This is a genomic window from Candidatus Schekmanbacteria bacterium (assembly GCA_016219965.1).
GTDB lineage: Bacteria > Schekmanbacteria > GWA2-38-11 > GWA2-38-11 > J061 > JACRJM01.
Genome location: JACRJM010000003.1, coordinates 320,368 through 333,566 on the forward strand (window position 1 = coordinate 320,368; position 13,199 = coordinate 333,566).

The following is a 13,199-nucleotide window of genomic DNA, read 5'->3' on the forward strand; positions in this document are numbered from 1 at the left end:
AAATTTTTACTACATTAAACATCTTCCTTAAAGCGATTATGGATAACAATAAACTATTACATATCCTCACAGTTTTTATTGTAATCACCTTCCTCTCCTTCGGTAATACATCAGCCTTTGAGATTACGCTTGGGCCTTATCTTCAGAGCATACAGGAGAACTCGGCGATAATTGCCTTTGAAACGGACAGGGCAAAAAAGCTTACGTTAGACTATGGCGAGAACCCCGGCGCTTTTGAAAGTGTAACTGAAAAGACCAAAGCCAAGAAACACAAGATTGTAATAAAGAACCTCACGTCTTTTACAAAATATTATTACGAAATCCGAGCTGGGAACAAAGACTTAGCGCAGGGAGACTCCTATCATTTTTTTACGAGCAAATCCTCTGATGCAGAAGATATCACTTTTGCAGTTATTGGAGATTCAGGCGACAGGACATCAGGACAGAAGGATGTAATAAGGGAAATCAAAAGCGCAAACCCGGATTTTATTTTGCACACAGGAGACATAGCCTATCCTTCCGGATCTAACGATGATTTTAGAGATAATTACTTTGCTCCTTTCAGTACTCTTTTAAGGAACACCTGCATCTGGACTTCGCCGGGAAACCATGAATATAAGTCTAATGACGGCAGCCCATATTTTAAGTTCTTTTATCTTCCAAGAAATAACCCCGCAAAATCAGAAAGCTATTATTCTTTTGACAACAGCGACTCACACTTTGTTTCTATTGATACGACACTTTTTGAGGAAGACGCTGCATTTAGAAAGAAAATCATAAAATGGCTTAAAGAAGATCTTGCCTCAACTGATAAAATGTGGAAGTTCGTTTTCTTTCATTATCCCCCTTACAACTGCGGCTACCACAGTGCAAGTGATTTAGTTAAAGACAGGCTTGTCCCAATATTCGAAAAATACAATGTTGATATTGTTTTTTCCGGACATGACCATGATTACCAGAGAACCTATCCATTAATTAATGACAACAAGAAAAATGCTGGCGACAACCCGGACTATGTTGACCCGGCAGGACCCATTTACATAATCACAGGGGGCGGGGGAAGCGACAGGATAGATGATGTTGGCAATGACTGTAGTTTTTTAGCCTACGGGAAAGGGGCATATCATTTTGTGAAAGTAACAATCTCAGGGAATTTCCTTACACTCAAGGCAGTTGGAGCTAATGGAAATGCATTTGACACAATGACAATAACTAAAAACTAAATCCTGTAACCAATAGTCGCTTCTATTGCGTTCCTTCCTACAAGACCTTCCCTAAGTATTTTGAATCTCTCGCCTGTGCAGTCAACGATTGTTGATATTCCCGAAGGCTCACATTCCCCACCGTCAACTATTAAGTCAAGCCCTTCGGGAAGCCAGAGTTTCACTTCAGCAGCATTCCTTGCCTCGGCGCCCCCTGCTTGATTTGCGCTTGTTGAAGTTATAGGACATCCCGCAGAAAGAGAAATACCTGCCGCTATTTTGCAAGATGAAACCCTTATCCCCACTGATCCCCCGGCAGATGCTATGCCGGAAGCTAATCCCTTGCCGGCCTTTAACACAAGAGTCAGCGGGCCGGGCCAGAATTTTTGAATTAACATAATTGCAGCAGGTGTTACATCTTTTACATACTTCATCGCCATTTCAACTGAACCCGCAATCACAGACACAGGCTTCCCCTTATCCCTTTGCTTGATTTTTAAGAGCTTTTCCAAAGCGTCAGGATTTCCCGCATCTGAGCCCAGACCGTAGCAGGTCTCAGTTGGATAAGCTATGACCGAGCCTCGTTTTATATATTCTGCAGCCTCGTTTAGAAGTTCAGTCTCGGGGTGTTCAAAATTTATTTTCATTGTTTTCATTGTTTTTTCTTGAGATTTATCAAAATGAGTCTTTATCATCTTCTCTACTTATAGTAAAAAACAAAAGATATGGAAGAACATCTTTTAAAAGTTGAAAAGGTAAAAACATATTTCCCGGTGAGAGGCAACATTTTCTCGCGGAAGAACGGCACCGTCTATGCTGTAGATGATGTATCCTTCAGCCTTAAAAATGGCGAGATACTGGGGCTTGTCGGGGAAAGCGGATGCGGGAAGACCACTCTCGGAAGGACTATCCTGCGCCTGATTGAGCCTACAGGAGGGAAAATTAGTTTCAGGGACACCGATATTACAAAGCTCTCCAACAGGGCGATGAAGCCTGTACGCCGCAACATGCAGATGATATTTCAAGACCCTTACTCATCGTTAAATCCCAGAATGAAAGTGGGAAAGATAATCTCCGAGCCGCTCATAATACATAAGCTTGTGCCGGGAGATAAACTTAAAGAGAAATCTCTGGAACTTCTTGAGACAGTGGGACTTGCGCCAGAGCACTACGACAGATACCCTCATGAGTTCAGCGGCGGCCAGCGTCAGAGGATAGGGATTGCAAGGGCGCTCGCCCTTCAGCCTGAGCTTATAATTGCAGATGAGCCGGTCTCAGCCCTTGATGTTTCGATTCAGGCGCAGATAGTAAATCTTCTAATGGACCTGAAAGACAAGTTCAATCTCACCTACATATTTATTTCACATGACCTAAACCTTGTGCGTTTTATAAGCGACACTATGGCTGTGATGTACCTTGGAAAAATCGTGGAATATGGAAAAAGCAAAGACATCTACAACAATCCGAAACATCCATACACTAAAATACTTTTAAATTCCGTCCCGGTGGCAGACCCAAAGACAAAGAGAAAACGGATAATCATTGCAGGAGATATCCCAAGCCCCATCGACAGGCCGACAGGATGCCATTTCCATCCGCGCTGTCCGGAGAGGATGATGCCGAGGTGTCAGAATGAGGAGCCGAAGCTGCTGCCGTCAGGAGAGGTTCTGGTTTCCTGCCTTCTCTACCAATGACGATGCATTATTTTGTAGCATACTTCGTCATCTGCCAGCTTTAAAATACTCACATACAGGAAAAGTATGCTCCGTTTTTCTCGCTGTCAGCTTCCTCGTCTTCCGCAAAATACTGCATCATCAAAACAAAGATTTTAGCTTTATTTGTTCTTGAACCTTCTATATTTTTTTACTTTACTTCAAGTTCCTTAAGCACCACCTGATAATCTTTCAATCCAAGTTTTTCTGAAGCTTCAGCGGGTATGAGTCTTTCAATAAGTCTTATCTTAAAATTGTCTGCATCCGGGCCTGGCTCGAAAGCAAAAATCTTGGTTGTTCCTGTCGGGAGCCTTGAATCTCTCGCCACACTTTTCGCATCCCAGAAAAAATAGGTTTCCTTTCCATTGCCATCCAATAAGGTAATACCCATTTCCTCTGTCTTTTCAAATACGGTTTTGCCGCTTTTATCAAGGCCTTTAACTTCAAGAACAAGCCTTCTTAATCCATGGGCTGCACCCGGCAATTTATGTCCCACGCCATTGTTGGTTATACTGACCAGAATTCTTTTAAGCTCTTTATTTGCTTCAAGCTTCATACCTGAAGCAAGAAGTTTCATTGCAGTACCGTCGGTATCCATTCCAAACGCTACTTTTTCCGGTCCATCAAAAGTATTCCTGAAATAAACTACTACTTTCCCCTCGTCTTTGATTGCATAGGGGCGCATGTGGCACTCCTGGCACTGCTTTGCCTCAGATGGAAACCTGAGATTCGTCCATTCCTCATATGTATTATCCACATCAATAATATCGTTGAATTTGTACTGATGGCATCCGGAACAAAACTCGCTTATAGTGTGAAACTCAGAATATCTCCCCTCGTGAACATTTGTCTCCGGATCTTTTAGGTTTCCAAGCTTGCCAAATCCCGCTTCATGTGCATAGGTTGAAAAATTCTTTCCGGGAATAAGCTTAGTCGCCGTATGACAGAAGTCGCAGGGGATCTGCTCCTTCGATGTTTCAAGGTCAAAGTTCATGTCCTTTTCAAGCACTGCGGCAGGCGCATGGCAGTATAGGCATTCGGTTTTAAGAATTGCAGGTGCATTGTCATAGAACTTCTTGAAAACAACATCGTTTATTCCAAGTATCATAGCGGATGTGCTCCATTCATTATACCTGTTGGAATGACACGAACTGCACGCAACTGATGGCTGGAAACCGGTCTCAGAGAAAACAGGAGTTACAACAATAAAAATCTGCAGGGCAAACAGGAACATCATCAGAAAACTATATCTCTTCTTCATCATCCCCTCCAATTTTTCTTATGTCGCGTTTATTTCAATAACCTTAGCCTTTAATCTTTCATTGGATATCAATTGATTTGCCGTCATCTGGGCTTCTTCCGCGCTTCCATACAGCCCCACCCGAACAGAGAGATGTTTTTTTCTTTCAATCTTCACTTCATCAATCCTTGAGGCATATCCCTTGCGGATTAACATCTCCTTCTGGGTAAGAGCAAACTTCTCATTTTTAAATAGCCCGGTCTCTACTGAATATTTCACGGTAAATGTCCTCTTTATTTTTTAATCTATTTCAAATCTATTTTGGCTGAACATTGTTTTTCTGGATGATTGAAGGGAAACTTGTTAATTCTTTAAACAAAGCCTTTACCGTGTCGCCGATAAGAATCCCGAAAATCATCCCTGCGACAAATATCAATATACACCATCTGGCAGTGGAGCCGTCAAATTTTGATTCTGAAAACCTGCTTTCTTTTATGCGGTCTTCATCGATTATATTTGCCATTTACATTCTCTCAGGTGCAAGCACATTAAGAAGCTTAAGACCTCTGGCAATCACCATTTTGACTATAGTTACAAACAAAAGTCTTGCCCTCGTAAGTTCCCTGTCTTCGCCAACGATCGGATTGTCATAGTAATAAGAATGGAAAAGACTTACCAGCTCCTTTAAATAGAATGTCAGATGATGGGGCTCAAAAGATGAAGCCATAAGCTCTACAACATCCCGGAACGCGTTAATCTTCTTTAATATCTCAAGCTCTGCTCCGTTTTTAAGAAGCGAAAGGTCTGCGCTTTTCAAATCATTGAGATCAATCCCTGCCTCCTCCGCTTTTCTCAGCACGCTTGCAATCCTCGCATGTGCATACTGGACATAATAAACAGGGTTCTTGTTTGACTGCTCTCTTGCAAGGTCAAGATCGAAGTTAAGATGTGCATCGCTTTTCCGCTCAAGGAAAAAATACCTGCATGCATCTACGCCGACTTCATCTAAAACTTCCCGCATTGTCACGAACTCTCCCTCTCTTTTCCCCATAGCAACAGGTTTTCCCTGCCGCATGAGGTTCACCATCTGGATGAGGAGCACCCTGAATGTTGATGGATCATAGCCCATTGCTTCAATCACCGACTTCATCCTCGGTATATAGCCGTGGTGGTCTGCTCCCCAGATATCTATGACAAGATCATATTTGCGCTCATACTTGTCACGGTGATAGGATATATCAGAAGCAAGATAGGTAGGCAGGCCGTTCTGCCTTATGACTACGCGGTCTTTCTCATCTCCGTAATCAGTGGATTTTAACCAGAGCGCCCCGTCATTTTCATAAATTATCCCTTTGTTGCGAAGGAATGCGACGCACTCTGCGACCTCTCCGCCTTCATGAAGTTTAGTTTCGCTTGACCAAATATCAAATCCGACCCTGAATGTTTTAAGGTCATCTTGTATAATCTTAAGTATCCTGACTGAGGCAGTCTTTGAGAAAAAGGCATCATCTGAGGCCAGAAGGCTTTTCCCATTTTGAGCTTTGAGCTCCTCAGCGATTTCTTTTAAATAATCTCCCGGATAACCTCCTTCCGGAAACTCGCATTCCATACCGAGGGCTTCAAGGTAGCGGAATTTAAGGGACTTGCCGAGCTTATCCATCTGATTCCCGAAATCATTGACATAGTATTCGCGCGTTACATCAAAGCCGGCAAACTCCAGCACATTGGCAAGCACATCGCCCACAACTGCACCCCTGCCATGTCCTATGTGGAGAGGACCGGTGGGGTTTGCGCTCACAAACTCTATGTTGCAGCGCTTTCCTGCCCCAAGGTCAGAGCTTCCGAATTTTTCCCCTTCGCTTATTACATCTTTAATGACTGTGTGCCACGCAGCAGGGGTTAAAAAGAAATTTATAAAACCTGGGCCTGCAATCTCTGTTTTTTCAACAAGGTCACATTTAAATGTTTCAGTTATGGCGGCTGCAATCTCGCGGGGTTTCTTCTTTAATTTTCCGGCAAGAACCATCGCCGCATTCGACGCAAAATCCCCATGCCCTTTATCTTTTGGGTTTTCAAGGATTATGGCGGGCATCTCAAAATCGCCGTAAGTCCCGGAAAGTTTTTTTATTGCTTCAGAAAGCTTTTCCGCAAGCTCGTTTTTCAGTCCTTTACCTGCCATCTTTTAGCCTTTCTCCCTGTACATGTTTTTAATTCAGGCACAGCATAACAGGAGCATTTCAATATTTCAAGGGATGGCTATCAGATGTTTTCATCATGGAAAACATCTTGCCCTTAAGACTTAAATGAAATATTTAGTTCTTCATCTTATATTAAAAATATATTATTGGCATGGAAGACAAAGCAAAAACTTTATTATCAAAATCTTCATTAAAAACAAATTACATTTATATTTTAATAATCATAACTGCCTTTGCTGTTTATATAAACACCCTTTTCAATGAATTTGTCTTCGATGATGTTTCTTTAGTTGTAACAAATCCATGGATAAGAGATATCAAATACACTCCGGAAATTTTTTCTTCCGGGGCATGGTCTTTTGAAGGTAGAGATTCAAATTACTATCGCCCAATGATTCATGTCATTTATATGCTGATTTATTACACTGCAGGACTTAAATCATCAGCATTCCATCTCGCAAATATAATCTTCCATACAGCCGCATCTCTTCTTGTGTTTCTCATAGCTGCGAAGCTCTCAGGAAATAATCTACCCTTCAGATATCTGTCACTTCCGCTGGCAACCGCCATGATGTTCGCAACTCATCCGGTCCATACAGAAGCGGTCGCATGGGTAGTTGGCATGTTTGATCTGTCATTTACGTTTTTTTATCTTCTGTCTTTCTACCTTTATATACAATCCGAACAAAAATTTAACATGGCTTATATCATTTCCGTTGCATCATTCTTTCTTTCAGCCCTCTGCAAGGAGCCTGCATTGACACTTCCGGTAATTCTTGCCGCTTATGACTACTCAATGAGCGGGAAATCCTGGAAAACACGGAATATATGGGCAAGATATATTCCTTATGCTGCGGTAGTGGTGGTCTATCTTGTGCTGAGATACAATGCCCTCGGTGGCTTTTTTCCAATAGAAGCCTTAAGAGGAATGGGGCTTTATGATCGCCTTATAAATATAGTGGTTCTTTTCAGCGATTATATGGGAAAACTTTTTATCCCTATTAATCTTAATGCCTGGCATGTTTTTACCCGGGAAACATCTATGGCAACGGCAAGGGGGATAATATCCATTTCTATACTGGGAGCGTTTCTGTTTTTGTTGTGGTTGTCGGCAAAAAAAAACCGTCTGATTTTTCTTTCTCTGTTAATGATTGCTGTCCCTCTTTTGCCTGCGCTCTATATCTCTGCCCTGACACAGGGGAATGAAAATGTCTTTGCGGAAAGATATCTCTATCTTCCTTCTTTTGGTTTTACTCTTCTTGCCGGAATAATTATTGAGGCACTCGCTGAAAAGAAACAGAACCGCTTTACTCTCACAGCGACAATTCTTTCAGTCATAACTATTTTTTATTCAGCTGGTACCATAAGCAGGAATTTCGCATGGAAAGACAACTATACGCTTTGGTCAGATTCTGTCAAAAAATCGCCTAACAGCGCTAAAGCGCATGAACTTCTCGGATTCGCATTGCTTAAAAACGGAAAAACCGAAGACGGGAAACAGCATCTGCAAAGGGCATTGGAATTAAATCCTGACCTTCTGAACGAAACCATCAGCAAAGGAACCGGATATGCAAAGAAAGGATTTCTTAATAAAGCCGTCTTTGAATTTGTCGCTGCAATTGCTATAAAACCAGATTCAGCAGAGGCGCATTTCAATCTTGCCATTGCCTATGATTCGCTCGGGTGGAGTCAAATGGCAATAGACGAGTATAAAAAAACTTTAATTCTGTCACCCAAATTTGCTGAAGCACATAACAACTTAGGAATCCTGTATTCCATCGCAGGATCTCTTGATGAGGCGTTGAGCCATTTTCAGGAAGCGGTCAGGTTAGATCCCTATGATCCTTCCTTCCATTACAATCTTGCAAGGGCATACGATATGAAAGGGTTTTCAGACCTCGCAGATTCGGAGAGAAAACTGGCACAAAAACTTGAGAGGAAATAAAGACAGGTTTTTAGATTTTTCCGTTGCCTTAACTTTCTAATTTATAGGATAACGCTTACTGTCGCCTGCTGTTGCTTTGTTGGCCAAGTTTATCACCTTGTTCTGTTCCAGCAGATTTTCTTTTATGAAAACGAATTCATAGTACTTAAGGCCGGTAGTGTTGTTGTATTTTTTGACAAGTTTGAACTCTTTAAACCGTGGATCAGAAATAATGGCATTTGCTTCCGGTCCATGATTGACTTGATCCCATTCATATGTTGTAAACACCACAGCGCCCGGTTTCTTAGAAAAGAAGTAGTTCACGCGATCCTCAATTGATGCCTTTTTATTGTGTGCCAAGAACTCATCGTTCAGACCGCCAAAGTCAATGGTCTTAAGCTCCGAGTAATATGGAATCACTCCTGCATCATTATGAACAATCAGCCACTCTGAATCGGGTAATTGCTTTTTGATATACCGTCCCACTACATGATGCATCTCTGCCAAGCGTGTTTTGTAATTTAATGCAAAGGGCATTTCCTTACTGAACAACCAATTCATATGGAAAGCAACCTGTATTAATAACGTTACACAAAGTCCGAGTATAATAGCAATATGCAGCAATGGCTTGCTTTGGCGGGTCAGTCGTGCAGTTTCATAAGATGCTGATAAGATCCAACCAAAAAGCACAAGTGCAATCGGATAGAGAGGTGCATAGAAGCGATAGGAGTAGTCCATACCCAAGTTTGAACGCAAATATTGTACAACAATGATTATACCAAATAATATAAGAGAACCAAGCGTTAGAAGATCATCTGTTTTCAGGAACTGCTGTTTCTGTTGGTGCTTAGCTATTGTCTTATCACGGTAAACCATGCATGTAGAGACTACAAAGACCGCTGGAAGAAACAGATACTCTTTACAGAAAAACTTGAGGTCAGAAAAACTTCTGTAAACGAATGAAGCATCTTGTTTGGCATAGAAAGTGTTCGGCAATAGATAACCGTAGTATTGCCATCGCCATACAAAATAAAAGATTCCAGGAAGTATCAGAAGAAATAAGCTGGAAATAACAAATTTTCGCCGTGATGTGATACGAAGCAATGCTGTACCACTTAGAATGCACATTACAATAACAGTATATATTGCGCCCTCGGGACGACAAAGGGATAATGCAAACAATGATAATGCAATAGCTGAATAATGGACGAAGGAAGACGAGCGCAAACTAACTATAGTATGTAATTGAAGTGAAGATACTAAAAGTAAAGCGATAAAAGGTAATGTTTCTAGACCGCTAAAGACATGTGTGTAGATAAAAGGTGCTGTAACAAAAAGAAGAAGCATAGAAAGGTAAATGAAAAATCTTGAGCAAAAACGAGTCAGGATATTGTGGAGAGTGATAAGCACAACTAAGAAGGATAGAATACCTATTAAGTGGGACATCAGTTTCGGGGTAATGCCTAAATTCAGACCTAGTGCAATTCCCAGAGGCATGAGTATGCCGGTATATCCTTCAACCGGATTTTCTCCAATATTGTAGGTGAATTCTCCATAATTGATAAAATTGTATGCGTATCGAAAGGAGATAAAGGCATCATCAACTACCCACTTAGGGAATATCGACAGTATCAGTAGGACAATAATGGCGACAGTAACGTATACAACATGATGCTTCTTCATAAAGTACTCTTCCCCTATTTATTAAGCTACATTTAAAGAAGTGCGTTACTAATGGGTAAGCTGGAATTTATAATCTGCAACCCCTTCATGCATACCAGTTAGTTATTTCCATTCTGTAATCGTAAAGCCCCATAGGTACTTTCTGCTTAATAACCATTTGAAGTAAAAGCAAATCGTATGCCATATTTTTTAATATATGATTAACTTATTGATATTTAATTTCTTTTAATGATTTTCTTATATTGAAAGAAAATTTGGATCAGCAATAGTGTCTAATTTTTCGACATATTTATCTAATTGTTTTTATAACATATTGAAATATATAGATATAGGTATGTACATAAATCCGACATTGATTTATTTTGTTATTATTGGCTCTTTATATATTATTTTAGATAATAAAAATCTTAACTCTTTATTTAGTATTGCCATTACTGCTGGAGAGAAAACGATAATATAAATTTTCATAACATTAAAAATTTAAATCAATTCTAGAGACTGCTATTATTTTTGTTGAATTTTAACTTCATTTCAGGTTTATCATAGGAACATGAAATCTGATGAAAAAAAGGAAGAGTTTAAACTCATAGGAATAGTTTCAAAGCCCCTTAAAGATAAAAACATCTCTGTCTTAAATGCCCTGATAAAATGGCTTGAAGAAAAGGGGAAAAAAGTTTTCCTCGACAAGGACACCGCATCGTTTGCTGAGAATTTCAAGGGGACTGTATGCCGCAAGTCAGACCTGCCAAATCAAGTTGACTTAATCATCGTGCTTGGAGGTGACGGGACATTTCTCAGCGTTGCCCGCATAGTCATAAAAAAGAACATCCCGATTCTTGGAGTAAATCTCGGCAGTCTCGGATTCCTTACAGAGACTCCTCTTGAGAACATGTACAATTCCCTTGATGCGGTGTTTACCGGACAATACAAGACAGACCAGAGGTTGATGCTGCGCGCCCATGTCCACAGGCAGGGAGAGAGGATTGCAGAATATACAGCATTAAATGACATAGTCATCAACAAGGGAGCCATAGCCCGAATAATCACCATGTCAACCTATGTTGACCATAAATTCGTTACCACATACAGGGCTGACGGCCTGATAATATCAAGCCCCACAGGTTCAACCGCTTATTCCCTTGCCGCAGGCGGACCCATAATCTATCCTGACCTTGATGTTATAGTCGTATCACCAATATGTCCTCATTCACTGGGGAACCGAAGCATAGTCATTCCTGCTTCATGCTCGATTGAAGTAACCCTTGAATCACAGACTGAGGACGTATTTCTCACGCTTGACGGGCAGGTGGGCTTTACATTAAGGGCAAACGATGTGGTAGAAATAAAGAAGGCTGATACTACCATAAAGCTGATACAGAACCTTGACAGGAATTATTTTGAAATTTTAAGAACCAAACTCGGCTGGGGAGACTCATAAGAGCAGAGAGGGACTCATGCTTGCCGAACTCGCAATAAAGAATTTTGCCATAATCGAAGACCTTACTATTTCGTTTAAATCCGGTCTTAATATCCTTACAGGGGAAACAGGGGCCGGAAAATCCATAATAATTGATGCCCTCATGTTTGTTCTTGGGAGCCGCGCCTCGCAGGACTTCATCAGGACAGGAGCTGATTGCCTTACAGTGGAAGCCGCATTTGATATTGGCAGTGCGCATCCGTTGCTCTCAGTACTTTCTGAATCAGGCATTGAAAGCTCTCCGGCGGAACCGCTTTTTATAAAAAGGGATTTCTCGTCCAACGGGAAAAGCTCAATATTCATCAACAACCAGCGCTGTACTCTCTCTGTCCTCACAAAGATAGGGGAGTTGCTCGTTGACATACACGGCCAGAACACGCACCAGCAGATATTAAGGCAGGACCGCCAGCTTGAAGTGATTGATTCCTACGGTGCACTTCAAAATGAGCGGAGCGAAGTGGAAAAAACATACAGGGAACTTGCAAAAATTAAAAAAGAAATGGAAGAGCTGAAGACTGATCTTGCAGTAAGGAAAGAGAAGGAAGAGCTCTTAAGGTTTCAGGTTGACGAGATAGCAAAATCTGATTTAAAGCCCGGCGAAGAAGCGGAGCTTGAAGCTGAAAGGCTTATCCTCAAGAATGCTCTTTCCATAGTTGACGCTGCCTCAAAATCAGCGGCAGTCCTTTACGAAGTTGACGGCTCTGCATTCTCAAACATCGGGGAGTGCATAGCGATTTTAAAACAGCAGGCAGGATTTGACCAGAGGCTTTCCCCACTCATATCAAGGCTTTCCGGAGCTTCGGCTGAGATAGATGACATCGCCCGCGAGCTTAAAGGTTATGCCGAGTCAATAAACTTTGATGAAGCGCGGCTTGAAGAAATAGATGAAAGGATTGCAGCTCTCCAGAAGCTTAAAAGAAAATATAATGCCGGGATAGACGAGATACTTGCGATGAAGGATGCAAAGGAAAGTGAAATAGGGAAACTTGCATTTGATACTACGAAGCTTCACGAGCTTGTTGATGCTGAAAAAATTGCTGAGAAAAAGCTGAGAGAGCTTTCGCTTTCGCTTTCTAAAAAAAGGAAATCAGTCGCCTCAGGGATTGAAAAGAAGATATGTGAAGAGCTTTCCTTTCTCAAGATGAACAAGGCGCAGTTTAAGATTGCCTTTAACGGTGATGAAAGCTCATTTTCAGGGAAGGGGATTGATTCTGTAAATTTCCTCATCTCGCCAAATCAGGGGGAGGAATTAAAATCTCTCGCGAGCATTGCATCAGGAGGAGAGATTTCAAGGTTCATGCTTGCCGTGCGCTCCATACTTGCCAAATCCTATGACATACCTGTAGTCGTCTTTGACGAGATAGATGCAGGGATAGGCGGGGCAGTTGCAGAAAAAGTCGGGGAGAAATTAAAGAGTGTTGCAAAAGAGAGGCAGGTTCTCTGTATTACGCACTTTCCGCAGATTGCACGGTTTGCCGCAACACACTTCCACATCGAAAAGGTCGCAAAAAAAGGGAGGACTGCAACTACAGTTTCCGAACTCTCGCATAAAGAGCGCGTTGAAGAACTGGCAAAGATGCTTGGCGGCGAGAAAGTATCAGAGATTTCCCGAAAACATGCTGAAGAAATGCTGAGAGGGTAGGTTCGCAGGAATTGATTCTATGAGAAGCTGTTCACCTGTAGGGTTTGCTCCCCGAGCAAACCACTTATCTATTTAATTATCAGTTCGTTCGGGGAACGAACCCTACAAAAAGCACGCAAAA

The 13,199-nt window shown here is 41.6% G+C and carries 11 protein-coding genes; 5 read left to right on the plus strand and 6 right to left on the minus strand.

From position 1 onward, the window contains the following. Window positions 1–38: 38 nt before the first annotated feature. A complete protein-coding gene (locus HZA77_03720) occupies window positions 39–1,223 on the plus strand; it encodes a purple acid phosphatase (protein ID MBI5374518.1) in 1,185 nt (394 codons plus the stop codon). On the opposite strand, the gene HZA77_03725 is transcribed toward HZA77_03720, so the two are convergent. Continuing rightward, window positions 1,220–1,858 carry a threonylcarbamoyl-AMP synthase gene (locus HZA77_03725; GenBank protein ID MBI5374519.1) on the minus strand — a complete coding sequence of 213 codons (639 nt, stop codon included), beginning with the start codon at window positions 1,856–1,858 and terminating at the stop codon, window positions 1,220–1,222. The genes HZA77_03720 and HZA77_03725 overlap by 4 nt on opposite strands. Before the next feature lie 69 nt (window positions 1,859–1,927). On the opposite strand from HZA77_03725, the gene HZA77_03730 reads away from it, so the two are divergent. After that, the gene (locus HZA77_03730) at window positions 1,928–2,896 is read left to right on the plus strand and encodes a dipeptide ABC transporter ATP-binding protein (GenBank protein ID MBI5374520.1); all 969 of its coding nucleotides are present in this window, start codon (window positions 1,928–1,930) and stop codon (window positions 2,894–2,896) included. A gap of 169 nt (window positions 2,897–3,065) precedes the next feature. On the opposite strand, the gene HZA77_03735 is transcribed toward HZA77_03730, so the two are convergent. The 4 genes from HZA77_03735 to HZA77_03750 are packed head-to-tail and all read right to left on the minus strand — an operon-like array spanning window position 3,066 to window position 6,333. Next, window positions 3,066–4,178, minus strand: a complete 1,113-nt coding sequence (locus HZA77_03735; protein MBI5374521.1) for a hypothetical protein — start codon at window positions 4,176–4,178, stop codon at window positions 3,066–3,068. 15 nt (window positions 4,179–4,193) lie between these two features. Beyond that, window positions 4,194–4,433 carry an SPOR domain-containing protein gene (locus HZA77_03740; protein MBI5374522.1) on the minus strand — a complete coding sequence of 80 codons (240 nt, stop codon included), beginning with the start codon at window positions 4,431–4,433 and terminating at the stop codon, window positions 4,194–4,196. Between the two features lie 37 nt (window positions 4,434–4,470). Continuing rightward, window positions 4,471–4,677, minus strand: a complete 207-nt coding sequence (locus HZA77_03745; protein MBI5374523.1) for a hypothetical protein — start codon at window positions 4,675–4,677, stop codon at window positions 4,471–4,473. Beyond that, entirely contained in the window at window positions 4,678–6,333 is a 1,656-nt protein-coding gene (locus HZA77_03750; protein ID MBI5374524.1) for an arginine--tRNA ligase, read from the minus strand. A 170-nt stretch (window positions 6,334–6,503) separates the two neighbouring features. Between HZA77_03750 and HZA77_03755 the strand changes: the two genes are divergently transcribed. Next, the gene (locus HZA77_03755) at window positions 6,504–8,297 is read left to right on the plus strand and encodes a tetratricopeptide repeat protein (GenBank protein MBI5374525.1); all 1,794 of its coding nucleotides are present in this window, start codon (window positions 6,504–6,506) and stop codon (window positions 8,295–8,297) included. A gap of 36 nt (window positions 8,298–8,333) precedes the next feature. Here HZA77_03755 and HZA77_03760 read toward each other — a convergent pair whose 3' ends face one another. Beyond that, entirely contained in the window at window positions 8,334–9,959 is a 1,626-nt protein-coding gene (locus tag HZA77_03760; protein MBI5374526.1) for a hypothetical protein, read from the minus strand. Between the two features lie 550 nt (window positions 9,960–10,509). On the opposite strand from HZA77_03760, the gene HZA77_03765 reads away from it, so the two are divergent. Continuing rightward, window positions 10,510–11,397: an NAD(+)/NADH kinase gene (locus HZA77_03765; GenBank protein MBI5374527.1), complete on the plus strand. Its 888-nt coding sequence runs from the start codon at window positions 10,510–10,512 to the stop codon at window positions 11,395–11,397. A 16-nt stretch (window positions 11,398–11,413) separates the two neighbouring features. Continuing rightward, the gene (gene recN, locus HZA77_03770) at window positions 11,414–13,078 is read left to right on the plus strand and encodes a DNA repair protein RecN (protein ID MBI5374528.1); all 1,665 of its coding nucleotides are present in this window, start codon (window positions 11,414–11,416) and stop codon (window positions 13,076–13,078) included. Window positions 13,079–13,199 lie beyond the last annotated feature (121 nt).

Coding starts and splice junctions, on each gene's coding strand:
- HZA77_03720 (MBI5374518.1), top strand. CDS start 39: ATGGATAACAATAAACTATTACATATCCTCACAGTTTTTATTGTAATC.
- HZA77_03725 (MBI5374519.1), bottom strand. CDS start 1,858: ATGAAAACAATGAAAATAAATTTTGAACACCCCGAGACTGAACTTCTA.
- HZA77_03730 (MBI5374520.1), top strand. CDS start 1,928: ATGGAAGAACATCTTTTAAAAGTTGAAAAGGTAAAAACATATTTCCCG.
- HZA77_03735 (MBI5374521.1), bottom strand. CDS start 4,178: ATGATGAAGAAGAGATATAGTTTTCTGATGATGTTCCTGTTTGCCCTG.
- HZA77_03745 (MBI5374523.1), bottom strand. CDS start 4,677: ATGGCAAATATAATCGATGAAGACCGCATAAAAGAAAGCAGGTTTTCA.
- HZA77_03750 (MBI5374524.1), bottom strand. CDS start 6,333: ATGGCAGGTAAAGGACTGAAAAACGAGCTTGCGGAAAAGCTTTCTGAA.
- HZA77_03755 (MBI5374525.1), top strand. CDS start 6,504: ATGGAAGACAAAGCAAAAACTTTATTATCAAAATCTTCATTAAAAACA.
- HZA77_03760 (MBI5374526.1), bottom strand. CDS start 9,959: ATGAAGAAGCATCATGTTGTATACGTTACTGTCGCCATTATTGTCCTA.
- HZA77_03765 (MBI5374527.1), top strand. CDS start 10,510: ATGAAATCTGATGAAAAAAAGGAAGAGTTTAAACTCATAGGAATAGTT.
- recN (MBI5374528.1), top strand. CDS start 11,414: ATGCTTGCCGAACTCGCAATAAAGAATTTTGCCATAATCGAAGACCTT.